The following is a 25,575-nucleotide window of genomic DNA, read 5'->3' as shown; positions in this document are numbered from 1 at the left end:
CAACGATCGATAGACTTAGACAAAGGAGTACAGGATGCGAAGATGACGACAAGCAGCTATATCAAAGATTATCCCAGGCCGCAGTTCGTGAGGGATGAATGGACGAATTTGAACGGAGAGTGGGCATTCGGATTCGATGATGAGAACTCTGGCGAACGCGATGGCTGGCCTTCGCAATTCGGCGGGGACCGCACCATTATCGTACCGTTTAGCTATGAGACCGAAGCTAGCGGCATCGGCGAGCCTGAGCATCATCGCCAGGTATGGTATCAACGATCAATCAACATTCCAGAAGAAAAAACAGGAAAAGCCGTTATCCTGCATTTCCAAGCGGTCGACTATGTCGCAATGATATGGGTGAACGGGTGTTATGTCGGTAGGCATCAAGGGGGATATAGCGCATTCTCTTTCGATATTTCCTCCTATGTAACGTTCGGCGAGAGCAACAGCTTGACCGTCAAGGCCGAAGACAGCATGGACGCCGCCCAGCCGCGCGGGAAGCAGCGCTGGACGAAAGACAGCTTCGAATGCTTCTATGTGCAGACGACCGGCATCTGGCAATCGGTATGGCTAGAGTATGTTCATCCGGTCCATCTTGAAGCCGTCAAGATGACGCCAGACGTCGACACCCGACGCTTGAAGCTGGAGTATCAGATTCGAGGCGATCTCGATTCCGAAGACATTCGGCTGGAGACCATCATTAGCCTGAAGGGAGACCGCGTAAAGCAGTTCAGCCTTTCGATTGACAGGGCGTGGCTGGAGCTCGACATCGATCTGCTGCATGAAATGAACGGGCCGTGGAAGATGAGCTACTGGACGCCTGCGACTCCTCATTTGTATGATATAGAATTTGTATTGTACAAAGGGGATGAGAAACTGGATCATGTCCATTCTTACTTCGGCATGAGGAAGATCTCCACCAGGGACGGACAAATCCTGCTGAACAATGAACCGATCTACCAGCGGCTGCTTCTGGATCAAGGGTATTGGCCAGAGAGCCACCTTACGCCTCCGTCGGAGGAGGCAATCCTTCAGGATATCGATGCCATTCTCGCAATGGGCTATAACGGCGTACGCAAGCATATGAAGGTAGAAGATCCCCGCTTTCTCTATTGGTGCGATGTAAAAGGGCTTTTGGTGTGGTCAGAGATGGCGGCAACCTTCGAGTTCAACGATCTGGCCATTCAGCGCTTTAATAGTGAATGGATTGAAATTGTTCGCCAGTATTACAATCATCCCTCAATTATTACATGGGTGCCGTTCAATGAATCCTGGGGCATCATGAATGTGGCCAAGGACCGCAGGCAACAAGCATTCACCGAATCGATCTACTATCTGACCAAATCGATAGACCCGACGCGGCTCGTCGTGTCGAATGACGGCTGGGAGCATACAGTATCGGATATTCTGACGCTTCATGACTACGTTGAGACCGGGGAGGAATTCCGGCAGCGCTACAGCAACAAGGATCATATCGTGCATAACAAGGTTGCTTTCAACAAGAAGAAATACGCCTATGCCGACGGTTACCAATATAGCGGACAGCCGGTGATTCTAAGCGAATTCGGAGGCGTTGCCTTCAAGAACGACGCAGGATGGGGCTATGGCAATCAGGAGGCGTCGGAGGAGACATTCCTGAATCGGCTGAAGGGGCTTCATGAGGCGGTTAAGGCAACAGACTACATCGTTGGCTACTGCTATACGCAAATTACCGACGTTCAGCAAGAAGTGAACGGCATGCTTGAGGAAAACCGCAAGCTGAAGGTCCCGCTTGAGGCGATCAAGGATTTGAACCATCCTTAGCCGTAGTGATTATTCAAATCCATTAACTGCTTAAAGAAATTAGAGCATGTTCCCAATTGATTGCCGCTGGGCTGCTACCAGCCTTAACTTTACAAAATCCTGTTACATTAAACCGTGCCATGGGCACGGTCTTTTTTTTTTGAAAAACCAACTTTAATAAATGAAGAAATGAGAAAGGCGGTAGATAACTGATTGAGCCTGTCCGCTTCATTGCATATAATGAAGGTACAACCCTTCGGGGGAGATAGTTAAGGGAGGCCGCCGTGAACGAGACCGTATTTGACGAACCATTATTTGCAAGCTTGAAGCCGGGTTTAACCTCGTTCTGTTACCGAATGCTAGGCTCCATGGACGATGCGGACGATGCTGTTCAGGAGACAAGTATTCGGGTCTGGCAGAGCTGGAGCATGTTCAGACAGGATTCCTCGTTCAAAACTTGGGTCTATCGGATTGCCTCCAACCTGTGCTTGGACAAGCTAAGACAATCCAAACGCCGCGCGCTTCCCGTTGACCTATTCGACCCGGCCGTTGCCATCATCGAGCCGCGCGACTCGCTGCCGGACTCTGCCTGGATCTGGCCGTCTCCCGACTTTGGGGGCAATCCGGAGGATCGGCTCGTCCGCAGAGAAACCATTCGACTGTGCTTTATCGCTCTCCTGCAGACCTTGCCTCCGCGGCAGCGCGCGGTACTCATTTTGAAGGATGTATTTGAATGGTCCTCCAAGCAGATCGCGGAAACGTTGGCGATGTCGCCGGCAGCGGTGAACAGCGCCTTGCAAAGAGCCCGAGAGACGATGGACAAGGCGCAGCTTCGCTCGGATGAACTCAGCAGCATGGACGTTCAACCGGAGCAGCAGCTGCTGTCCCGGTATGTGGACGCCTTCGAGCAATTTGATATTGCTGCGCTCGTCACGTTGTTCCGCGAGGAAGGCTGCATGTCGATGCCGCCCTTCGAGATGTGGATCCGCGGTAAGGAAGATTTGTCCGCCTTTTATTCGCTTACTCGCTGGCATTGCGAAGGTTCGCGATTTGTGCCCATTACGGTGAATGGCGGTTATCCGGCGTTGGCCCAGTACATGCCGGGCAAAGAGGGCTCTGGCCTGGTACCCTGGGGCATCCACGTCATCGAAACCAAAGAAAATCAAATCCTGCACGTTCAAAACTTCATACATACGACGTTATTTTCGCGATTTGGGCTGCCTGAGCGAATTGAACAATAAATTTCGTCACTGGCTTACGTCTATAACATTGAGAATAAACAAACGATGAATATCATAAAAAGGTGTCTATTTAAAATGGAAACAAGGGAATGAGAGGAAGTCCTTGGAACGTTCGACGCTTACAAGCTCCAATCCCGTTGAGTTTCAGCAAGCAGGCTGGCAAGCGATCGTGTACAATTTCAAAGCCTTTACCAAACAAAACGAATCATCACGAAGAAGACGCCGGGGAAGATGCCCAGCGTCTTTCTTTTTGAGCACTAGTAGGAGAGTGCTATCCATTTGCCTTAACCTTTTGCCGCATCCGAGTTCATGTAGTTAATGGCCCACAGATGACCATCCAAGTCCACGAAGCCCCAATGATACATGGACCCATAATCTTCAGGTTCAGCGTGCAATTTCCCGCCTAAAGAGACCGCGGTATTCACGATTTCATCGACCTTTTCCCGGCTCTCGAAGGCCAATGCGATCGTCATCTGCGCATACTTGCTCGTATCGACGGATTCCTTCTCCGTGAGTGTATTAAAGAATGCTTGATTGATCAGCATGACCTGCAGGTTGTCGCCGATCACGATGGCTACCGAATTCTCGTTCTCGGGGAATTGCGGGTTGAGCTCGAATCCGAGTCCGGTGAAGAACGCTTTCGATTGTTCCACATTTTTTACAGGCAGGTTGAAGCTCGTGAATGCAGACGTTAATGCCATTTTCAAAACACCTCTTCGTCAAATTAGTTTGTGTTTATTTATGCCTTCGTTTATATAGACGACAGTCAATCCGGGAATTCATCGGTCACGTGGATTTGAAGCGTAAATTGTGATAAATATCTATACAGGAATTCGACTGAATATAAGACAATTAAAAGGTAGGTATCGAGTGACGATTACGCTATTGGGAAACTATAACTTAATATTCACCAAGACGATGCTGCCGACATAGAACGGGCAGATGTGTCGGCCAACCATGCAAACATAGAAAGGTATGTAGCGCATGGTGCACCAGCGTTCCTATCTGACCAAGCTCGTTTTTCATCTGTAATCGTCGTTATTGCGATACCAGCCCCAGACCGTTCATTACATAGGGACGAACAATGTGTTGCCTATGCAACTTACTACAATACAGGTGAAGATAGGGAGGATTCATCTCCGTTGGGACGATTGGGTTGATCAAGGGTAGAGAAATATTGATACATGTAAAACAGATGGAGAGAAGAACAGGAGTTACTGGTTTTTATGGTCACCGTATTATAATTACGTAAAATAATAATTTGACGAATAATTATATAAAGATTATATTTAACTACAGGAGGTTCTTACATATGGATAAACAAATGAAGCTTCATTACATGAACCGCATTGATGAAAAGCTAAATCAATTACCATGGTTCGTTACTGAATTTATTGATAGCCGTAAGCGCAAGCTTTCTCCAACAACACTTCTTAATTATTGCCATGATTACATTATATTTTTTAATTGGTTAGTTGCCGAAAACTTAACAACGGCCAACCGGACAGAAATTAGTTTAACTTCATTGGAAACACTGACAATTCGTGAAGTAGAGAATTTCTTATCTTTTTTAGAGTATCAGTTGGGTAATACTAATCTCACAATCAATCGCAAATTATCGTCACTGAAATCCTTATTTGATTACTTGCAGAACAAGGCTGAAACCTCTGAGTTGAAGCCCTATATTCAACGTAATGTTATGGCCAAAATGGAGTTAAATGTCGTCAAGGAAAGCCAGGAAACCATTGCGAACCGTATTGAGGGGAAAATTCTCAGAGAAGACGAATTTGAGGCTTTTAGACAATTTGTAGCCCATGACTTCGGAGAAGTAAATAAAAAGAATAAACGAATATTTCATTTTCATCAAATTAATCGTGAACGGGATACAGCGATCATATCTCTAATTTTAGGCTCAGGACTTAGGCTTTCTGAGGTTGCCGGAATTAACCTGGAAGATCTGGATCTAAGTAAAGCTATCGTGCGGGTTATACGCAAAGGTAACAAAGAACAATACGTTTACTTCAGCAAGCAAGCACGATTAGATGTGGAAAGTTATCTACAAATTCGAGAATCAAGATATAAACCAGAAAAACTTGAACTTTCTTTGTTTATAGCAGCTCCTATCGGTCGTAAAGGAAAAAGTCGACGCTTAACACAAAGGTCAATTGAAAAACTAATCGAAAAATATGCAATCGCTTTTGGAAAACCAGCTTTAACCGTACATTCATTAAGACATTCATTTGCGACACGATACCATTTAGAAAACAATGATGTTCCGAGATTAAAAAATCAATTAGGTCATTCATCGATACAAACAACAATGATATATACACATCTAACAGATGAGGAGATGAAGAAAGCAGTAGATAACATAGAGCGATAAATCCGAGCGGTTCGCGGATTTTCACATACATATTCACAAAACTCGTATTTTATACATATGTCTACAAATCAGCTATATCCATTATACAGACTTGAAATCTATTTAGTGTCATACACTATATCTCTCCCTTTTTGATTTTATAAAAAATAAGTTTGAAAAAGCCGCCAATGGCGGCTTGATTTTTTAAATTATCAATTTGAAGGAAATGCTGCATCTAGCTCATTCTTTACAGCCCAAAGTACTAATGTAGTACTATCTACGGTTTGCTGACAATGTAAGCTATTCAGAAAGGATACAACCAAACTCTCCGAGCGGCAAAGCTCAGGAATTGAAATGGTAGTCTCTTTTGCATCAAGATATCCGTCTGTAATCAACAAAATATAATTAATTCCTGTTCTAAGTTCCCTACGTCCAAGAGAATAACTTGGTACTACCTTTTCGAACGTATTTACTTTACCTATCCATTCGTAAAAATTTCTTTGGTTTAAACTCACTTGACCCCATTTTTCTAAATCATCATGAATTAGAAACAACTGACAATCACCAACGGAAAACCACCAAAGAACGTTCTCTTTTCGAATACAGATTAAGCAAGATGCTTCACCTTTTAGTGAACGGCATTTATCAATAAACCTATCCGATTTAAATATTTGAAGTAGTAATATTTCAATTTGATCAAACAAAACATCTATTTTTGAATCGAGAATCTCTTTAATCGAATTTTCATTTTCCTTTAGCGTGACAATAATCAGTTCTGCACTATCACAAGAGCTATGTGCATCAATTAATGTTACAAACTCCCATGAAATACTTTGCCAAACTAATAAACCATCCTCATTTTTATGTGCTCCACTCTCAATGTTTCCACCATACCTACCGATAGTTATGTGTTGAAATTTCTCTACTGATGGCAAATTGAGATATGCTTGTTCAGATCCGATCCAGTTTAAATTTGTTAAACTATTCGATTTCACGCTGAAGAACTCCTCTCAATCGGGAACAGACCTCTTCTACTTGATTAACTGTACCATGTACTGCTTTATAGTTTTTGATATTTGTTGGGTGCCAAAATTCTTTAGGTGTGCCAGGATACCTTGGGATAAGGTGAATATGAAAATGAGGAAAAGCATCACCATGTACAAAGCTATATACATGTTCGGCGTTTTCTGAGTTTTTTAATATTCTACCTAACTTATTCAAAGTAAAGCCAATAGCACGCGCTTCATCATCGTTCATATCACCATAGCCAGCTGCATGCCGCTTTAAATCCACTATAAGGTAACCCAGATAAATCAATGGCTCATTAGACCCAATGTGTCCCACATACACAAATTCATCTTCATAAATGCACCCACCATTTACTTTAAGTTCACCATTATGTTTGCGGCATACAAAACAATCATTTGAAGACATCATTTTAATATCCACTCCCTTATTCTCAGTTTAAAATCCAAATAAAAAAAACCTATTGCCTGCAAAGAGGCGATAGGTTTTTACCAAGCGCGGTACCACTCTTCTTGATTCGTGATTGAATACAACGAATCATCTTTGGACCTGATAACGGAGGTTAACCGTTAAGACCTTATAATATTCAGTCTTATCGCTCATGGGTGAGTTGGGGAACCTGTACACTGTCTCACACCTCCCGACAGTTCTCTGAGCAACAGGTATATTCCTTAATACTCCCAATCTTTGCGTTTTGATGATATTAGTTTAATCTTATATTTAACAATATCTTCCTGTCAATAATCCTTAGATCTTTTTCTTCCAGTTGATCTCCAGCATGTCTTATTCTTAGCGGATGAACTTTTACCGATGCTTTTCAAACTCATTTTTAAGCCAATTCTGATTCTGATATCCAATATACTGCTCCATCCGTATAATCAAATCAACCAATTCTGGCTTGGTTAACTGCATATAACGCTGTCTGACTCGATCTATGTCGCGATCCTGTTTTATGTGCTTAAATGCATCTAGATCATCGTCCAAGGGCTTACGTGACCTTTTACGAGGCCTATAGGCCTTTGTAGTACTGTGCTGAAGAAAATGATTATGAAGCTCTTGGTTCTTACGAATTGTATTTTGGTGGATACCTATTCGTTCTGGATCTATAGCTTTTGTTTTGTCTGAAACAGTTCGGTACGAGATCGTCTTACCTTCTTTGATAAGCGTATCAATCGCTTTTACACCAAGTTCAAGTGATCGGTTCTTCTTCTTGTCGTACGATGCTTGAAGCCATTCCAGCTCATTTGTTTGAGATACGGATTTCCGGCGCATATGTCACATCCCTTTGAGATTTCTCTATCAGTTGGATCTCCTTAAGTTCGTTTTTAGCTCTATTTTTTGCAATTTTCATTTTCTTTGCTTCAAGGAGTAGACCCAACTGCTCAAATCGTTTTTCACTCTCGTCCGCCCAATTATAAAAGGCGGCTATTTCGTCTTTAAATTCCGGGCGCGGAACTTTTGCTCCACATCCGACACAAGCCATTTTAGTCGGGCATACAGAGTCAATAGTACATATACCTCCCACTACCTTTGACATGGTTCCTACCTTTTAGCGGTAATCTTCATAAATCTCTTTAAGCTCTTCCGGTCCCCTAAGAATCCCCTTTTGGATATCGACATATGAAATCCAGTTTTCGTGAAGCGAGTTTATTGATTCGGAAACCTGTTGAGCTGTGGGTGCAGAATAGTATGAAGTCACCTCAATGTCCTTTTGATGGAGCAGCGTTTTCACAATGTCGATCGGTATTTTTTCCGTTTGAACCGCATGAGTCGCAAATGCATGTCTCAACAGATGAGCTTTCAAAACAACTTGATTGCCTTCTGCAGATTGAATCACAATACCGTGCAAAAGAAAACGAAGGATCGCATTAAGTGTTATAACGTTAATGTGTCTCAATTGGTACTGAAAAATATATTTTTTCGGTGGCAATAGATGTTTTCTACTATCAACATCATACTCGACCTCTGGAATGGAATCGGACTTATAGGATTCCTTAAGCATATTCAGAATTTCTGACATAAACTTAAAGACTTCTTCAGGCAAATAGTAGTTTTCTGGCTCTTCCCTTCCTTTAAGGATCAATCGGAAAATGTAGTTTTTTCTTGGTGGACTAACGCTTTTATCTACCGTTACCACACAGCAGTCTTTATCATAACTAATTTGCAGCAGTTCATTAATTCTGGCACCAGAGGATGTTATAATGTCGAGTGCAAAAGTACTCTTTCTCGCGTTGCATGTAGCTTTCCTGAAGCTTCTCATGCAAATCTCGGAATTTCTGTTCATCGTAATAATGCTCATACACGCTTAATGTCTCTGGGTCTCGCCATTTCATATATTCAATAAGCTGCTTCTTCTTGTCTTCGATTTGGGCAGCTGTTTCAGATTGCTCATAAATGCCGCGCAACATGGAAGTCACAAACCAATGCCTCGCTTTATGCGGATTTAATTTGATCCCGGCATTTTTGATGATGGAAGACCAATTTGAATAAAAAGCTGAGTATGTGTATGGAGTACCCCTTGTTGATAAAAATAATGGTTCGCCATCAGGCAAGTCGTTGAATTTTACTTGTGTACTTGCAAAATGACGTCGCTCTGAATTCGCGTATTTGATTAATAATTTCAATGTTTCAGGGGATATTCTAATAAATTTGATTCGTCGCTTAAAGCTGCCTTTATTCGTAGCGGCTAGTTCGTGGATATCTGATCGTTTCCTGTAATCTCCAACAGTAAGTTCTAATATCTCAGATATTCTCGCCCCTGTCTCAAACATAAACCGGGTTATTACTTCATCCCGTAACCGCCATCCCTGAGTGTCCCCAGCTTGGTAAATGCGGTAAGGCAGATCCCAATCACCAATGATCTCAGGTACCCATTCTTCATTAATGATTTTAAAATAAGAATCCGTTTGCTTTCTGAAAGATAGTGGTTCCTCGGTACCTGCCGCTTGTGGCATCCTTGGTCTATTTCCCCTTTCCCCTGGTTGCTCAGAAACACTAACTTTATATTCTAAATCGATTAGTGGATTGGCCTGTTTATACTTCTTTAAACGAATCATGGTCTTATAAAAACCTTTAATAGCGGACAGAAACAGTTGAACCGTTTTGGAACTTTTACTCGTTAAGTACACGCCTTCATGCCCATCTCTGCCACGAATCTTACAATGCATCTGTTCAATTAAATATTGTCTTACAGCTTCCTTAACAGCCTCTTACTCATCATTCCAACAGACCTTTCTGGCCTTGTAGTAGCTTTTGTACTTTAACCAATAAAAGAATGGCTCTAAGGTGTTTAAATAAGCGATTACGGAACTCTCACTGATCCTGTTGAACTGATCGTGATAAAACTCTGTAAGAGGAATGAACGCCTCCTTCTTATCGTCAAAAACAATGAGACGGTATTTGCTGTTCACTCCTTCAGGACAATATGCATGAAAAAACGAAGCCATTTCCTCTACAACCTCCATCTTCATTTACACAAAAAAAGGACATTTCCGTTTCAATGAAACGGATGTCCACATATGATGTGTAACACTATATGAAAATACAGTAGAAACATAGACTCGTCTACAAAACTTATAAATTAATATTATATAGTATTTTATACATATGTCTATAACTTAACATAATCCCTTTATACACCATAGAATTGGATTCGAATACGTCGCAACAATTACGTCCGTGACCGCTATTTCGAAGCCCACAGTGCTATCATTTAACCCCGTGCAGTCAGTTACATGATCTCTTCTCCAATAGCACATCGATCACCAGCCTCCATAAACGAAAGCTATCATTGTGTAATTCATAAGACGAAAAAATTAGTAACCCACTTTACTAAAATAAGTATGAGTATCCCAAATTTAGGTCGGTTCGTTTTTGATAGGCATACCATTTTTTCAATAACACTATAAATTCCCTAGAATGTAAGAAACAAGACAGACTCATTGTTGATGTACCGCTGCTTAGTCTTCACTTGATACGGGAACGCGTGGCTTGCGAACTCCCAACCGCTCCCTTCCGTTGTGATATACTGTTGGTATTAAAAAGAAAGAGGTTGACCCGATGGATCATGGACTTCCCGCGGAACTGCCCCGGCTATCCGCCCCTACCAGAAATGCGTTTTATTCCGCCGAGCGTCATTGCTTTCGAGACCGACTGTTGCTCGATCACGAGCATTATCATACCGTCCTGATCGTGGAGAACGGCATGGGTACTCTTACCCTGAACGGGCGCACCTCCCCCGTATCAGCCGGGCGCTGTTACTATGCCCTTCCCGGTATGCCGCTGTCGGTGGAGCCTTATTTTAACGAAATAACGGCGATTGTCATCTGCTTCGAAAGGCTGGTCCTTCAAGAGCGCAGCGCCGACACAGTACGATTCCTACGCGAACGAAGCGGCTTCGCCCCCTGGGGAGAGTTGTCGGTTGGACTTCCGGAGCGCCTGCTCCATCTCGCGGCGGAACTGCTCCATACCGGCACTAGCGTTGATCCGCCCGACACCGCCTACGGGGACCGTCTCTTCCACGAATGGATGCATGAGCTCGCTCGAGCCAACATCTATCCGGTCAAGGAGACATTAGGCAACGAAGAAGCGATTCGCCGCGTCATAAGGCATATCGATCTTCATTATCACGAGGAGCTGAAGCGCGACGTCCTCGCACAGATGGCTGGCTTTAGTCCCGAATATTTCTCCGCCCTGTTCAAGTCGATCAGCGGCTGCAGTCTGACGGACTACGTAACCGCGCTTCGCATCCGGCATATCAAGGAAAGGCTGCTGTTCGCCGGTACGCGTCTCGGCGATGTCGCACGGGAAGTCGGCTACAAGGATGAATATTACGTCAGCCGTCGTTTCAAGCATGAGGTTGGGGTATCGCCTACCCAATACGTCCAATCCCCCAAACGGATTGTTTCGCTTAATCCTCATTTGACCATGCACCTATTGGCGCTTGGCGTTGTGCCCGCCGCTACAGCGTCGTATCCGTGGGGCTTCGGCGAATACGAGACTATGCTGCAGGCTGCGGGCTGCGAATGCCGTGATTGGACCATTGATTATACGCAGCCCGAATTGGCCGAGCTGCGTCCCGAGCTGATCATCGGCATCGACAATTTGGAAAATGCTAGGCTGCGCGATTGCCGGCAGCTGGCACCTACCCTAGTTGTGCCATGGTATATCAGCGACTGGAAAGGACACTTCCGCATGCTTGCTCAGGTATGCCGACGCACCGAGCGCGAGCGGGAGTGGCTAGCCCGTTTTCAAGATCAAATCTCCGCTTTACGGCGGCAGATAACAGCCTCCGATCTTGCACGGCAGACCGCCACAATTGTGAATATCCGGGACGAAGCCGCCTTCCTTTACTTGAACAGGGGGATGGGCAGCCAGGTCGTCTACGACGAACTGAAGTTAGCTCCGCCTCCCGAGGTTCGCGCGGCTATCACGAATCAGGCATCCGTGCCAATCAATCTCGGTGATATTCTCCCCCGGTACGAAGCCGATCATATGTTTATTATCGTCCCGCCGTCTCCTGCTGCGCAGGCCAGAGCCGAGGACTTGCTGGACAGCGAGCTTTGGCAATCTTATCTTGCTCGTGGCGGCCGGGTCCATCGTGCCGATATGCGGCGGTGGCATGGCTACGATCCGCTCTCCATCCAGTGGCAGATGACCGATATTATGAAATGGTTTTCCTGAACGTCTAGGCGGCATACCAAAGTCCAAATAAAATCTTACGCCATACCATGGTTCCCTCCACCTCTTCTTTGGTATGATTTTTATTGAAAATGAGAATCAATATCAGGAGGTTTTTTCATTGAAACTGCAACAATCCATAGGCTCGGTCGTAATTATGCTGCTGTTAGCTGTCGTTTTGGCCGCCTGCTCCGGCAACAAAGCTCCCGCGGCTAACACGTCACCCTCTCCAACTGTCTCTCCCGAAGCCACTACTGTCGTAACGGAAGGGCCGACAGTGGAAGAAACGGACGGCGACAAAGTCGCAACACGGGAATTTAAACACGGCAAAGGCGTTACTGTCATTCCCGTCAAGCCGCAGCGCATCGTCGCTATTCAATATACTGGAGCCATGCTGGCGCTTGGCGTCAAGCCTGTCGGCGCGGACAACGAATGGTCCAAATATCCGCTGCTGGAGCAGGAATGGTCCGGAATTGAACATGTAGGAGATCCTTGGACCGGTCTTAATCTGGAAAAAATCGTGGATTTGAATCCCGATCTAATTATTACCCATGTCGAGGATACGTATGAGGAACTGTCGAAAATCGCGCCAACCCTCTGGATCCCTTGGCTTCAATATAATCCGCCTCAGCAAATCGAACTGTTCGGGGATATTCTCGGCAAACAGTCGGAAGCGGAAAGCTGGCTCACCCAATTCGACGCCAAGGTCAAGAAAACCAAACAAAAAGTCTCCGACATCATTGGCAAAGACGAGACCGTAACAATATTCAACATCCGTCCTGCCAATCAGTTCATCTATGGCAACAAAGCAATGGGTGGCTATGTCATCTATGATCTCCTCGGACTTAAGGCAGAGCAAATCGTACAGCAGAAAGTGATAGAGCCAGATCTCGGGCAGCTGGAAATATCGCTCGAGCTGCTGCCTGAATACGCCAGCTCGGACTACATCTTCCTGTCCGTACTCGGTAACGACGGCGGAACTGAGCGGGCAGCGGAAATAACGAAAGGCGCCATCTGGAAAAACCTTCCTGCATCCATCGGCAATCGCGTCGTCGAGCTGGATTGGGACACCTATTTCACGACGGACCCGCTGTCCACGATGAAGCAATTGGACGCATTCGCTGAACTGCTTAAGCAAACAGTGTCGGCTGCCCAATAAACGCATTCTTGGCCCTGCTGCGGACCTAGTCCCCTTTCGGAAAGGTTCGTCTCAATGGTCAGCAGTCATAACTTGAGCCGAAAGTACGACCTAGAAAAATGGGATGACCGGCTTCCATGTGTGTATGGCATCGAGAAAGCTTATGTCCTTTGGTCTGCAAGATGAATCGAGCTAAGGTTGTCCATCCACTCATCCCATCATAACAGGAAAATCCCATCTTCTTACATTCTAAACCCTAGTGTTTTTATATGCTGTATAACACACTTATTAGTTAAAATAAAGATGGACAGCTGCGGGTTAGCTGTCCATCTTTTATGAATTAAGCTTATGTGTATTGTAACACCCATTCCTTAATTCGAGCTGCTACAACAGCTACGTCGGCAATCGTAGTATCGACAATAGGCATTGGTGGGCTATATTCTTTTTCTGCATTATCAATCAACCATTTTGCAAATTCCTTATAGTCTTGAATCGTTTCTTCTGGCCAATTTCTTTCACGTAATCGCTTCTCACGGGTTTCATCATTACAGTGTAAATTCAAATAATACACATGTTTAAAATAGGGATAGTCAACACATTTTTCAATATCCCATGTCATTGCTGTTCCGCATATTATTGTCATCCGTCCACTTTCAGCTGTATTTCGTGCAACCCTAAGCCAAACTTCTCGTATTTGCTGCTCGTCAGAAATACCCACTTCGCGAAGATTATCGATATCAAAGATATCAAAATCAGGTAATATTTTTCGAAGCTCATTAATAACGTAGGTTTTTCCTGAACCACTTGAACCAGTTACAATAAATAGAGGTATTTTTTTCACCATTAGAGAGTTGCGTTCATTTACCATATATAGTCCACCTTTTCAATTCCAAATTTTATAATTTTTATAAAGACTTTTCTTTTAGCATTTCAACAGGCTACTGATTATCGGCAAGCCACTACATCACAATCTTTTGCAGGTTCAGCTCTGCTCATCATCAAGTTTAAAAAGAGATTAGCTCAAATATTCCGATTTGTCTTTTCCCTATCTTGAAATATTGCAGCCTTTAAACCTTTTGTGCTTTAGCTTCTGGCCTTTATTCACAATAATTGCTACAACCGAATTATCCGGATTTATCCGTTTCAAGATCTGATCAAAAAAGTCCGAAATTGAGTTTGGGCTATCGGTTCTCCAGTTGACCTTGTTACCGTAAGGTAGATCTGTGATAACTATATTAATTTCACTATGAGAATTGCTCTTTTCGGTTGCGGTAATATCGCCTTGAAACACAAATGTTTCTTCTAAAATTGATTGTGCCAAATGTTCATATAGTCTCTCCAAGCTTGTTAAAGCCTCTTCGTGTGATTTTTTCTGAAATAAAGCAGCTAATTGGGTCAACTGTTCTTTACGCTGAGCTAATCCAATTGGAGTTAGTAAAGATATGTTTCGTTCAGCTACTTGAAGAACCTCACGATCAACATCGGAAGCATAAATATTATTAATTCGATGACCGTGCATTAGCCCAATTACGAGGTTAATCCATGGGCATTGTACAGTACCCTTCCACTTGCGAAGTCTTCATAATTTTGGTCGTATTTCTCATACATGTATTCCACTATTAAAACTCCGTTGGAAGGGCTAGCAAGCTATCACGAAATTCGGTATAGGCATCCGTATAGCCCATTTTGGCATAGAATCGCATGCTATCCAGACCCATGAAGTATCTGGCCCCGGTAAGCCTCGCTTCAAAGTTATGAATCGGTTTGCCTATCTGCTCAGCATGAATACGGAATGCCTCTGCCACATCTCTCCCTGAAACAGCATCTTCAATCGTCGCTATATCAATGAGAAAATCACCGTATAACGGATTGGAATCGATAATGCCCGTAATCCTTTTACCATCTGATAGAATGTTCCAAGCATGACAATCGTTATGAACAAAGTGGCGGTAAGGTGCATTGTATTTGCTAAACGTTAGCAGCCGGCCGAAGCATTCATTGAAGACGTCTCGTTCCAAGCAGGTGGTATGAAAGAGATTATGCCAGTTTTCCCAAAACGTTCCTGTCTGATCTTCAGCAAAAAATGTCTGGATATAGTCTAGCCATGAGGAAAAATCTCCGTTGCCATCCTCCCTCACTGCCCCGAATCCGGTTGTTGTTTCAGGCAATCGAACCTGATTCATTACAGTAATTGATTGAACTAAATCTGAAAGCATATTAACCTTCTGTTCGGGTAAACAATCAGCCAGCACATTACCTGGTATACGCTCTGAAATGCAGTAACGATATCTCCCCACAGTACCTTGCCCTATCATTTTTGGATAGCGTACACCTTGAGTGGAGAGTAAGTCAGCAATGCACTGCTCCCTTAGGTAACCTCCCTCCTCGGCTTGATTAAACAGAATGACATACTCAGACTCTTTCATTGTAAAGTAATAGACGGTACTAAGATTTCCATGTTCGCCAACTGCGGATACTTCCTGAGCAGGACACCCCCAGTGTTGCTGCAATACAGTTTGAACAGTTGTAATAGATATATCTGGCTTGTTAGGTCCCATGTTACTGCCTCCTTAGTGCTTTTAGTTTTCTCTACGCTTAACTTCCTTTTATTACGTGTGTTTACATTCTGGGAAGGCATCTTCCCAAATCTATAGCTTAGACAGACATACTTTAGCAGATGCAGCTTTTTGGAATGTTTGAATGAAACCTTTCATTCAAGAGGTTTCAATTGAAATAAAATAGTAAATGGAAATAGAAAAGCCGTGAATGAACAATTCGTTCACTCACGGCTTTCTTTCCGTAGACATGCCTAAGAAGAACCAGCTGTCGCCGTTCTAAAGCATCCCATATGGAAGCAGTGATGATGATTTGTTTCATAACGGAGTACAGAAACGTAGACATATCAAAGCATACCCTACCTAGTTAAGTAGTGTGCCTCAGTCACGCTCATGTAATATAAGGTTAGATTAACCTTTAATTTCCGTCAGAAACACCATCATCATCATCACTGCACCTATCCCACCATTCAACTATTTGACACAATTATAAAACATATATTGGAATAGTCAACCATTATTTTTTTGATGAGATAATCATTCGTTTTCATCTCAGCTAGCTTAATTAAAACTAAGCTGTCTGCTTACATGTTTGTCACATATGCCCTAACGCGTGCAATATTCCTATCGTGCTTTAAATCTGATTGAATGCATCAAAATCATTTTCAGTGGCAATATGAGAGCCATAGCGAGGTTTGGGAGCCTTAGCAGTAATGTATGGAAGAAAATAGCTTTGAAGTTCTTTGTTTTTACGTATAGTATTGGGATGAATACCTTTTCCTTCAGGGTCAAATTCTTTCGTTTTGTCGAAGACTGTTCGATATAAAACAGCTGCCCCTTCTTTGACTAGTAGATTAATCGCCTTAACCCCTAATTCAAATGAATGTTTCTTCTTTTCTTCATACGAACTCACGCAGCTCTTGCGCCATAAAAATTGGGATGAATATAAATTTCCATCTGGTCATAAGGAATTTTTCTGGCCACAAAATCTCTAATGAGTTGATCGTAGACGCCGCGTGCCAAATATGACGACCTCCTGGCTATTAAATTTTCTGATGAACAGTTTTGATGGTCTAGTCTTCTTCAGTCACAAAGCAAAACTAAACGGCCTCAGTCCTATGGAATTCAGGACAAAGGCCGCTTAACTAACTTACTATTTCTACTGTCTACTTGACGAGGTGCATTTCTTCAACGCCACTTGCATCATCTGCTGCAGTGAGATGCATAATTACTGGATGGACGAACCGTTACCCCTTGATAACTTCCCATTCCCATAAGCCAACACCAGTACTATCATTTGCTGGTTTTGTAATTGTAACACGCAGTGCTTTAACTTCTAAAGACGGGTTAATATTAAATATATTTGAGGAACCCACTGGCGTATTTAAAGCTACGATGCCTGTGGTAATGGTCCCTGCAGTTACCCATGCATTCGTACTGCTATTCTTCGGAATGTATGAATATTCTATCTTTGTAGGCGTTTTTATACCTTGTCCATCATTCCACAACATCAGATTTGAGCTTCCGATTGTTGCTCCCTGTGGCCAATTATATTGCACATATTCCGAAGCGCTTGCATTGCCCCAGCTACCCCAATGCGGGTTGGTTGTAGCTGTTTTTAACCCGTCTTTAACCGCAGGTAGACTCTCCCAAGTTGAAGTGTAGCTGGCTGAGACACTCGCTGCAAACGCCATATTATTATTGAGCGGAGTGAGCAATCGCAAATCTGCCAGCAGCTGATCATTCGCTAGAGTAACTTCAGCTTGTGTAGCCGATGCGTTTGCTATCACAGCGGATGCGCTCGTTTTTGCAGCAGCAATCGGTGTAAGTCCTTGACCGGTAAAGTTCGCAGCTACTAATGAATTTGCGAAGTTATAGTTGTTTGTCAGCTCCGTCTTGTCTACGTTACCTGTACCACTACCACCGAGCACAAAGGTCAGTAAGCTAGAGGTGCTCAATGCACCATCATTAGCGGTAAGCCTAGCTGTATAGGAGCCTGCTATTGTACCTACAGCTTTTGTGACTGCTGCTTTATTATTGGTAAAGCTTAGTTGGCCACCTGACGGAGTGCTGACAACTTCCCATAGGTAAGTCGTAGCTCCATTCGGTGCGCCGTCGTCTGTCACAATTCCGTTCAATAAAATCGGAAGATTTACCGACGGGCTTAGTGTTACCACCTCTGTAGTAACCTGTGGTGCTTGATTTGATCCTGTAAGTGACTTTTCAATGATCACTTCAGCAGTTGTTAGCGGACTGCTCATTTGGAACATGGCAACACCTTTGTTATTTTGCACATAGAACTGTCCGGCATTTGCACCGTTCAGCTTGATTGTATAATAGCCATTCTCTACTCCTGACCCATCGAGAGTAATTCTTGATGCGTGCGTTTTTTGAGCAAGATTCGAGATTTGCAGGGTAATTGCCTTGCCGTCTTTTTGAATTATCGCATTTTGAATTTTATCGCTTTCCGAAACCAAGTAAATTTTCTCTTTGATTAGGTTGATACGCTTGCCAAAACCGTCTTTTGGAGTGATATTGTATTTGTTGTTTGCGTCAGTGACCGTAGCCCCATACCCGAAAAGCCCAAATACCGGATCGATGACAATATCAGAACTGATACGCAATAGCGAGCCATAGAGTCCTTCCTCTGATTCTCCAGAAAAGTCCTGCCAGCCATTATTCATAACGCGAGTACCACCATCGTATACGTCTTTAGTACCTGTTCCGCCCTTATGAGCATTAAATCTCCAAGCGGTACTTCCTACAGACTGAGCTGATATCTGCCCCATATTAATGGCGTTAAAGTTTGAAATCTTCGCAGCATAATTGCGCTGCTGTGCGACAGCCGTTTGATCTGCTGTCCTGCCATCAGCCTGATAGCGAAGCATATCATCCATAATGGATCCAGCTAAAGACGCGGTATATTGGAAATTCCACCAGCTTTCGCCGGCACGGAATGCCGGTACGGAATAGAAGTACCAAGTAGGCTGGATACCACGCATTGCACGAGTCTTCAAGTCATCTGCTTTCATGCTTTCCAAAGCTTTGGCTACCTTCGAGTCTAGTGGGAAGTAAGTGCGCAATGCCTTTGCTGCTGCATAGGCTCCTTCTTCACCAGTATTGTCGTATTCAAATTCTGACCCGTAAGGATAAGCAGCGTTTAGAATGCTCGTTGCTTTATTTTGGGCAAACTTCGTTTTTAGATTATTATGCTGAGTTAGCATTCCTTCTTCTTTAAGTGCCTCAATTAAATCTGGAATTTGTTGTTCACCGTAGAATCCGGTTGCTCCGTTGCCGACACGGTTATAGTAAATGCCATAGGCCTTTTCCAGATAGAATTGCGGAGATTCGCGATACTCTATTATATTGGGATATGCCTTTTGGATCCGATACATATTGAAGAAGCCACTCACCACCATCGCTTCAGAAAATGTACGTACATAAGGCGCACTTGAAGTTGAGTAAATACCTGAAGCATTGAGATAGTTCGCAACCGTAAACGTTGATTGCGTATATTTCATATAATTTTTCCACATAAAGTCGATCAGGTAGTTTTCAATTGATCGAATTTCATTAGCGTTTGGATCGAGATAATTCTTCATCGTCATGAAGTTGATGTTATCGTGGCTCCAGTCATCTCCCCAATGGCTGGTCGTCGTATCAAGACCGGTTGTAAGGTACCAGTCACGGTAGATACCGAAGGTAGGACTAGTTGGGACCTTATCCTGTGTATTATCTACCATAAATTGGCTGTGGGCTTGTGATGTTTGGTCAAGCTCAGCTAGAATATTGAATTCCAATTGGGTAAATTTATTCACCCCTACAGGATCAGATTTTAGCTTATAATTCACACGAACGCTGTTATTGCCGATATTGTCAAAAGTGAGAGCATAGATATGATGCTGTTCACCGTCTATTATTTTGGTTTCCACAAACGTTGCGGATTTTGTATAGCCTGGGTTCCCAGAAGGTAAACCACGTCCGGTACGAGTATTGTTGACCACAGCGGCTCTGTTCGTACCTTTAATAACCGGGATATGTGCTGCATCATATGGATCATTCTGGAGGATATTCTGAATCTCTATCGACTGAAAATCTATTTTTGTATTGTCGAAATGCAAATCCAGCTTGACAGGCATATTGATTGCAGCCTGGAAGCCAGGCAACGCCACTGCGTCAATCATCCCTGATTTGTATAGAATGGAACGAAGGTTTTTCTCACGGTCTTCCATAGAAGTAGAAGCATTATTTGAACTTGCGGCATTTACTTGCGGTGTGTTGTCTCCTGCGCGTACCGCTGAAAACTTAAACTTATATGTTTTTTCCGCTTGAGGCGCCAAAACTAAGCTAGAGGCATCAGTAAAATATCCACGACCTGTTTTTGATATATCCTTTGAGTGAATATATAGAACACTTAGTCCCGGGAACCAGCCGCCACTGTCACCAACCCAGTTCGAGTACAAAGATCCAGCACGAACTTCACCCGCGTCACCCAACCAATAATCAACATATTCGATGCGTGCGCCGCTTTCCGGCACTGGGGAGAACATCATGAAATTCCCTTCGCCGCTCGTGCGGATGGCATAAGAATACCCACTATCAGCACCGGCGAAATTATGCACAGTCACTCGGTTGTCATAGGTATCTGATGTACTTAAATACTTATTATTCCATGGCATCGGCAAACCGATATCACCGAATTCAATATATTTGGTGCTTTTGTTTTTCAAGGTGATTTCCCACTGCAATGAACCATCAGTAGTATCCATGTTAAATACAGACTTCACGTCAAAACCTTTCATCACGCGAGCAGCTGTAGAAGTAAGAGCTTGTCCGATAAAATTGACTTCTACTTTCTTGCCGTCTGAAGAAGCCACCTTCGTAAAATATTGATTACTAGCATTGATGGTTGTATATTTAGTCGATCCACCAGCCGCAAGTGTTTTATTTGTATCAACTTCTACAAAGCCAACTCTGTCGTTAGGGAATACTGCCGTGTCACCGGTACGGTAAGAAAAAAGCATTTCGCCCATCCATTGGTGCTGGACGTCGTTCTGTGGCGATGTAGAGTTTGGCAAAACAAAATTGACAACAGCATTTTTTTTGTTTAATGGGTTATTCTTGATATTTAGTACTTCGATCTGTCCTAAATCCCCGATTGTAGCAGAAAGACTATCATTTGTGATAGCATTCGCTGCAGCGGATACCGAAGGCGCCTCGTTAATTCCAACCGGCAGTAATCCGAAAAACAGTGCAAATCCAGTAATCAATGGTATCAATCTTTTGTTAACCGCTCTCATAATATCCTCCTGTTCACATTTCAAAATTAGTTTTTTAAAGATTCAATCCATTGCTCGTCCTCTTACTGAACTAACTTATTACTCCAGTAATAGTAATTCCCTTACGATATATTTTTTTAATTTGGTGGAAAATGACATTTACCCTCTGTAACGTTCCTATACCTAGTAATTAGCTTTTGGAGAAAGCGCTTTCTAATATTCACCGAGTAATCCTTTCAATTCATCGCTAGAAACTTTTCTTCAATTCTGCATTCCGTAGCGATATACTGGCTTGACACCGTCCGGTTAGATTTCCCCTCCCTTCAAAATAGCTATAGTTGAGACGTCTAGCCATTTCATTCAAACACTTAAAGTCTTTAAGCTCTCCATAAAAATTCAGCATCAGTTTAGTGAATTTGCCAAATAACAGCTGCTTTTTGAGCTGCTGCATAACTTCACTGCATCACCATGACACTATAACAGAAGGAACTTTATACAAGTGTACTAGATTCACATGTGAAAGGAATTCAAATTTTCACCCTGTTTTTTTGAATTTACAACTATTATAAATCTTGTGTTTGCTGTCATGACTCTCATATCTAGCTGTAGCAACAATGAATCGGTCATATCAAAGGAATAATCGAAGGAATCGGATGAGTAGCTCACTATAGATGAACGCATTTTAGGTGGAGAGAACGGGGGGGCAACTGCTTCAGCGCCTTCAGGATTCAGCTTGCCAAAGAAAGGACAATAGAGACTTAATGCTTTTGTTGGTGAACGCTTCACGAAGCATTAATTGTTCATGTTAACAAAGTCTGACATTAGCTTACGGGAATCGTTAATTATGAGTTTGACGGCTTCATGGTTATGTGAAAATTTCGTTATGGAGAATGAATATTGATTCGCCCCCTCTATCCTTCCAGTAGAGGGGGCGTTGTCATGCGATTTCTAATTAGGTTATTCAGATATTAAACTGTTTCCCAATCCAGTATTCATTTACTTAGTCAGAATGAGACGAGCCAATGCGGCAAGGTCTTCAATGTCGATTGTTCCATCATTATTAATGTCGTATTTCTTCACTTGCTCCCAATCTGGGCTATTTGAAGATTTGCCATAAGCTTTCGCAACAAGAGCCAAGTCACCAACGGTTACTCTGTCGTCATCGTTGACGTCACCTGGTACTAAAGGTTTGCGAATTTCAACGGAATGAGTATCTCCATCAACTTCCGCCTCTACTCCTTCGCCATCAGCAAGCATGACAAGCGTTACTGCTATATCCGCAATACCGGCTGTGTTCTTTGCCATGAAGCTAAGCTTAAAGAGATTCTGATTTGGATTTTTTACGCTGTCATTCAAATGTACGCCTAGAATTCGAATGCTTCCTTCTTGGCTGTTTGTACCTACAATAACAAACTTTCCGGAATCCACGGATACTGGCTGACCAACAAGCACTAGTTTATCAGCGTCATATTCAATTGTAATGTCTTGTGCATACACTTCCTGTTTCAAGCTTTCAAGACCGTAGGTCACATCGAATGTATCACCAAACTGCACTAAAGCCGGGCCTGACAAAGTTGCTGAGCTGGTAGCCTTGTTTCTGGACTGCGCGAACATCCAATCAAAGATGTTTTTACCTGCGAACTCTACTTGGCTTGCGCCATACCTGAAGCTGGCGTTTGATTGGCCAAGAAGGTTGCTGAACACTTGGGCTTCGGTTTCGTGCGGCGTCCAGTCAAAGCCGTAGTACGGGAAATTAAAGGCTTGATTGGTTTCCAGAACATTCACGTTGGCTTCTGAGTATAAACCGCTGGCGCCAGCGCCTGTTGTGAAATACTGCGTCCAAGTATTACCAGCGCTATCATTCTTATGTGTATGCGCCCATATGGCAGTTTTTGTGAGCTCGGGGTTCTCGGTAAGCTGTCCCACTGTTGGCAAGCTGCCTCCTGCAAGCGGAACGATTGCCGCTAGGAACTCTGGATTGCGGTTATAGAAACCAATTGTGTACATGCTGCCCATCGAGAAGCCGGACATGTAGATTCGGTCCAGATCCACCTTGCCCTCAGCCGCCAGTTTCTCCACGTATGCCATTAGGGCCTCGTTGTTGGCCTGATTGTTCGCGTGGTTCTGCGTAGCTATGATGTGGGCATTGTACTTGCCCGGGTTCTCCAGTTGACGCTTGGAAAGCACGGCTGCGCCGTTCGCTGTTTGCATAGGTGCGAAAAAGTCCCCTGAAGGGCCACCGCGGCCGCCGCCATGATTGTAGATGAACAGCGGGAGAGGACCGAGGTCTTCCCAAGACTCGTCGATCGAAACCAGGATATCCATACTGTCTGTGCCGCCCGGGTTCGATTTGCCCGGGACAAACTTGTCGAGCGCCGGGTTTACTACCAATGCCTGAGTGAATTTAGGAGTTATGGTAGTGCCGTCTGTCAGCTTGATCTCGCGATCCACGTTGACGCGGTAATTGAGGAGCGCCGAGAATGCGTTTTGCAAGTTGCCCGAAACCATTGCGCCGGATGTATAGCCATTGACATTCCAGAACTCAAATTCAACGATGATGTATCGTCCGCTCGCTGGCGTATCTGTAACGAGATCGCCCGATCCCGGTGCTGGCGAAATATAGCCAAGCGGCTTGGGATCATTGTTTACATATACTCTCTTGATATTGCGCAAACCGTCGAAAATCACGGTCGAGCCATCAAGTCTTGTGTTCCTAGCCGCCGCGGTGAACATGTCGGCGCTCAGGTCGGCAAGGTTTGCCGCTTTGCCTTCGCCAAGGTCGATGATGACCGCTGTTGTGACGTTGCCGACAGAGAATATGTCGTTATACACAGTGAACGGTAAATCCCCTGCGTTTGAAGCAGGCTTGAATGTCGCGTGGATCCTTGTTCCGCTTGCGGTTACGTTCTTCATAGTGAATTTGTTGTCTGTAACGGCCACTTCTTCGTCGTTAACCGTAACCTTATCCACTTCAAACCCGAACGACGGGTTAAATGTGAAGGTCACGTCTGCGCCATCGTTCACCCAAACATGGCCTGCCAGGGAGGAAGGACTTATACTGCCGTTCGCGCCGGACGATGCCATGACGTAGTGCTGAACGCCTTCGGTCACGTTAGGTTCATACAGCCGCAATGATGGTGACTCCTTTATTTGCTCAAGCAGTTGAGCCGAGCTCGTCGTGCTCGCGGCCTTGCTCTTCGCGGTGAAGCCGCCTTCCGTACTAGTCAGGGCAAAGTTCCACTGGTTGTTCCCGCCCCAGATGTACAGGGACACTGTGCCTTCTTCTTCATCCAGAACATTCAGCAACAGGCTCTGCTGGTTGCCATTAATGGCTGCGCCAGTCGTGTTGAGGGGCGCATGCTGCGCATTGAAGCTGGACTCCCTTCTCAGGGGTTCCTTGCCACCGCCTGCGCCAGGAGCGTTGTTCAATAAATAGTAGCCCGGTCCTGCGCCAAGACCGCCGGATGCCGCCGCAGTGTTTGCGCCAAGGCCAAACTGCCAGATCATGTCGTCGGTCACTTCGGATGTGATTAAGCCGTCTTCAATCGTCACGGGCTTAGACCCCATGCCAATCTGAGTGTCGCCGGTGACGTCGCCTGGTGTGCTGATTGTCGCTTGAGCGTTAGTAAGCGCGCCGTGCTCGGAAACGATGAGATAGCTTCTGCCAACCTGGACATCAGCAGGGTCGACCTGCCTCCACGCGTCGTTTGGTTCCGGCGCTGCCTTCGCCTTGGTCAGGGGTAAGCTGGATACCATTAAACCTGCCATAATGAAGCAAACCAAAATAGCTACACTTAATTTTTTATTAAGCATTACCTACAACTCCTCTCTTATTCCTTATCTCAATTCCTTTCATTACAAATTAACGACATGACTATCGCCTACATCCAAATGAATCACCCCCAGTTTGATAGGAGCCGTTAGGGAGTCTTAAGATGTTAAATTAGCTCTTCTTCGTACACGCCGTCCAACGGTGGTTGTTTTCCAACGTTTCGTGCTTCAGGACTCCCCCTCCGTTGTTCTCGACCACGTCGCTCAGATAACGTACGAATGATACCTCTGTCAGCAGATCGTATTTGCCGAATGGGCCATCGTTCGACGCCTAATCTCTTGGCGGCTACATGCCTCCCTCCATCCATCCTCATTGGGGCAATCCTTCTTGTGCTCACGGGCCAGCAGGATCGCTCCATCATAGTTGTCAGCTGATTGCCGAGACGCTGGGCAAGGTTCTTCCCTCCCAAATTTTTTATAGTCTTCCAGGCGCTCTCATTGTATGCGTTTTCATTATATGTTTTAGATCTATGGACAACAATGGGCAACTCTTTACTTGCTTACCCATTGTTTACTTCGTTTTGATAGCGCTTTAATATATTCTGTACATAAAAAAACGTCTGTTCTGGTATGGGACAACCAGCTCGTTTCGTCTGTTGAAGACAAAAAATCGTCGCCGCCCACGACCGACGTAGCCGAACAAGTCATCTCTCATGGACTTACTGACGGAAACGGGTTTACG

General features: G+C 44.3%; 17 protein-coding genes, 1 pseudogene and 1 other annotated feature. Of the genes and pseudogenes, 5 read left to right on the top strand and 13 right to left on the bottom strand.

Features of this window, described 5'->3' with window-relative positions:
• The first annotated feature begins 42 nt into the window (after positions 1-42).
• Together FJQ58_RS28825 and FJQ58_RS28820 are read left to right on the top strand one after the other, a co-directional pair.
• Positions 43-1,803 (top strand): glycoside hydrolase family 2 protein, encoded by a 1,761-nt coding sequence (locus FJQ58_RS28825; RefSeq protein WP_139998769.1) that lies wholly within the window; start codon positions 43-45, stop codon positions 1,801-1,803.
• Positions 1,804-2,066: 263 nt separating this feature from the next.
• A complete protein-coding gene (locus FJQ58_RS28820) occupies positions 2,067-3,023 on the top strand; it encodes a sigma-70 family RNA polymerase sigma factor (protein ID WP_139998766.1) in 957 nt (318 codons plus the stop codon).
• A 284-nt stretch (positions 3,024-3,307) separates the two neighbouring features.
• Here FJQ58_RS28820 and FJQ58_RS28810 read toward each other — a convergent pair whose 3' ends face one another.
• Positions 3,308-3,724, bottom strand: a complete 417-nt coding sequence (locus tag FJQ58_RS28810; RefSeq protein ID WP_139998762.1) for a VOC family protein — start codon at positions 3,722-3,724, stop codon at positions 3,308-3,310.
• A gap of 611 nt (positions 3,725-4,335) precedes the next feature.
• Here FJQ58_RS28810 and xerS point away from each other — a divergent pair.
• A complete protein-coding gene (xerS, locus tag FJQ58_RS28805; RefSeq protein ID WP_139998760.1) occupies positions 4,336-5,406 on the top strand; it encodes a tyrosine recombinase XerS in 1,071 nt (356 codons plus the stop codon).
• A gap of 191 nt (positions 5,407-5,597) precedes the next feature.
• On the opposite strand, the gene FJQ58_RS28800 is transcribed toward xerS, so the two are convergent.
• The 6 genes from FJQ58_RS28800 to FJQ58_RS28775 form a co-directional block, all read right to left on the bottom strand.
• Positions 5,598-6,380: a PP2C family serine/threonine-protein phosphatase gene (locus FJQ58_RS28800; RefSeq protein ID WP_139998758.1), complete on the bottom strand. Its 783-nt coding sequence runs from the start codon at positions 6,378-6,380 to the stop codon at positions 5,598-5,600.
• Positions 6,367-6,822, bottom strand: coding sequence for an HIT family protein (locus FJQ58_RS28795; protein WP_139998756.1), 456 nt, complete (start codon positions 6,820-6,822; stop codon positions 6,367-6,369). Before FJQ58_RS28795 ends, FJQ58_RS28800 begins: the two co-directional genes overlap by 14 nt.
• 59 nt (positions 6,823-6,881) lie before the next feature.
• Positions 6,882-7,108, bottom strand: a binding site (T-box leader).
• Between the two features lie 107 nt (positions 7,109-7,215).
• The gene (locus FJQ58_RS28790) at positions 7,216-7,683 is read right to left on the bottom strand and encodes a hypothetical protein (RefSeq protein ID WP_139998754.1); all 468 of its coding nucleotides are present in this window, start codon (positions 7,681-7,683) and stop codon (positions 7,216-7,218) included.
• Entirely contained in the window at positions 7,652-7,948 is a 297-nt protein-coding gene (locus tag FJQ58_RS28785) for a hypothetical protein (RefSeq protein WP_139998752.1), read from the bottom strand. The genes FJQ58_RS28790 and FJQ58_RS28785 overlap by 32 nt, the downstream gene beginning before the upstream one ends.
• A 12-nt stretch (positions 7,949-7,960) precedes the next feature.
• Positions 7,961-8,671 (bottom strand): site-specific integrase, encoded by a 711-nt coding sequence (locus FJQ58_RS28780; protein ID WP_162341827.1) that lies wholly within the window; start codon positions 8,669-8,671, stop codon positions 7,961-7,963.
• Entirely contained in the window at positions 8,586-9,467 is an 882-nt protein-coding gene (locus tag FJQ58_RS28775) for a tyrosine-type recombinase/integrase (protein ID WP_238404379.1), read from the bottom strand. The genes FJQ58_RS28780 and FJQ58_RS28775 overlap by 86 nt, the downstream gene beginning before the upstream one ends.
• A gap of 1,471 nt (positions 9,468-10,938) precedes the next feature.
• On the opposite strand from FJQ58_RS28775, the gene FJQ58_RS28770 reads away from it, so the two are divergent.
• Together FJQ58_RS28770 and FJQ58_RS28765 are read left to right on the top strand one after the other, a co-directional pair.
• Positions 10,939-12,093, top strand: a complete 1,155-nt coding sequence (locus tag FJQ58_RS28770) for a helix-turn-helix domain-containing protein (protein ID WP_162341825.1) — start codon at positions 10,939-10,941, stop codon at positions 12,091-12,093.
• A gap of 118 nt (positions 12,094-12,211) precedes the next feature.
• Positions 12,212-13,249 (top strand): ABC transporter substrate-binding protein, encoded by a 1,038-nt coding sequence (locus FJQ58_RS28765; protein WP_162341823.1) that lies wholly within the window; start codon positions 12,212-12,214, stop codon positions 13,247-13,249.
• Between the two features lie 325 nt (positions 13,250-13,574).
• Here the strand turns inward: FJQ58_RS28765 and FJQ58_RS28760 are convergent, their stop codons facing one another.
• The 6 genes and pseudogenes from FJQ58_RS28760 to FJQ58_RS28735 form a co-directional block, all read right to left on the bottom strand.
• Positions 13,575-14,096: an AAA family ATPase gene (locus FJQ58_RS28760; RefSeq protein WP_238404378.1), complete on the bottom strand. Its 522-nt coding sequence runs from the start codon at positions 14,094-14,096 to the stop codon at positions 13,575-13,577.
• Positions 14,097-14,273: 177 nt separating this feature from the next.
• Positions 14,274-14,836 (bottom strand): annotated as a pseudogene (locus FJQ58_RS28755) (hypothetical protein).
• A gap of 11 nt (positions 14,837-14,847) precedes the next feature.
• Positions 14,848-15,786 carry an aminoglycoside phosphotransferase family protein gene (locus tag FJQ58_RS28750; RefSeq protein ID WP_139998744.1) on the bottom strand — a complete coding sequence of 313 codons (939 nt, stop codon included), beginning with the start codon at positions 15,784-15,786 and terminating at the stop codon, positions 14,848-14,850.
• 631 nt (positions 15,787-16,417) lie between these two features.
• Positions 16,418-16,696, bottom strand: a complete 279-nt coding sequence (locus tag FJQ58_RS28745; RefSeq protein WP_139998742.1) for a hypothetical protein — start codon at positions 16,694-16,696, stop codon at positions 16,418-16,420.
• Between the two features lie 334 nt (positions 16,697-17,030).
• Positions 17,031-21,083: a DUF5695 domain-containing protein gene (locus FJQ58_RS28740; protein WP_139998740.1), complete on the bottom strand. Its 4,053-nt coding sequence runs from the start codon at positions 21,081-21,083 to the stop codon at positions 17,031-17,033.
• A 975-nt stretch (positions 21,084-22,058) separates the two neighbouring features.
• Complete coding sequence (locus tag FJQ58_RS28735; protein WP_162341821.1) at positions 22,059-24,875, bottom strand: cohesin domain-containing protein; 2,817 nt, start codon at positions 24,873-24,875, stop codon at positions 22,059-22,061.
• Positions 24,876-25,575: the final 700 nt, after the last annotated feature.

Origin of the sequence: Paenibacillus paridis (assembly GCF_006345825.1) — a bacterium.
Classification (GTDB): domain Bacteria; phylum Bacillota; class Bacilli; order Paenibacillales; family Paenibacillaceae; genus Pristimantibacillus; species Pristimantibacillus paridis.
Note: the sequence above shows the minus strand (reverse complement) of the source record. Positions and strands in the feature narration are given on the sequence as shown.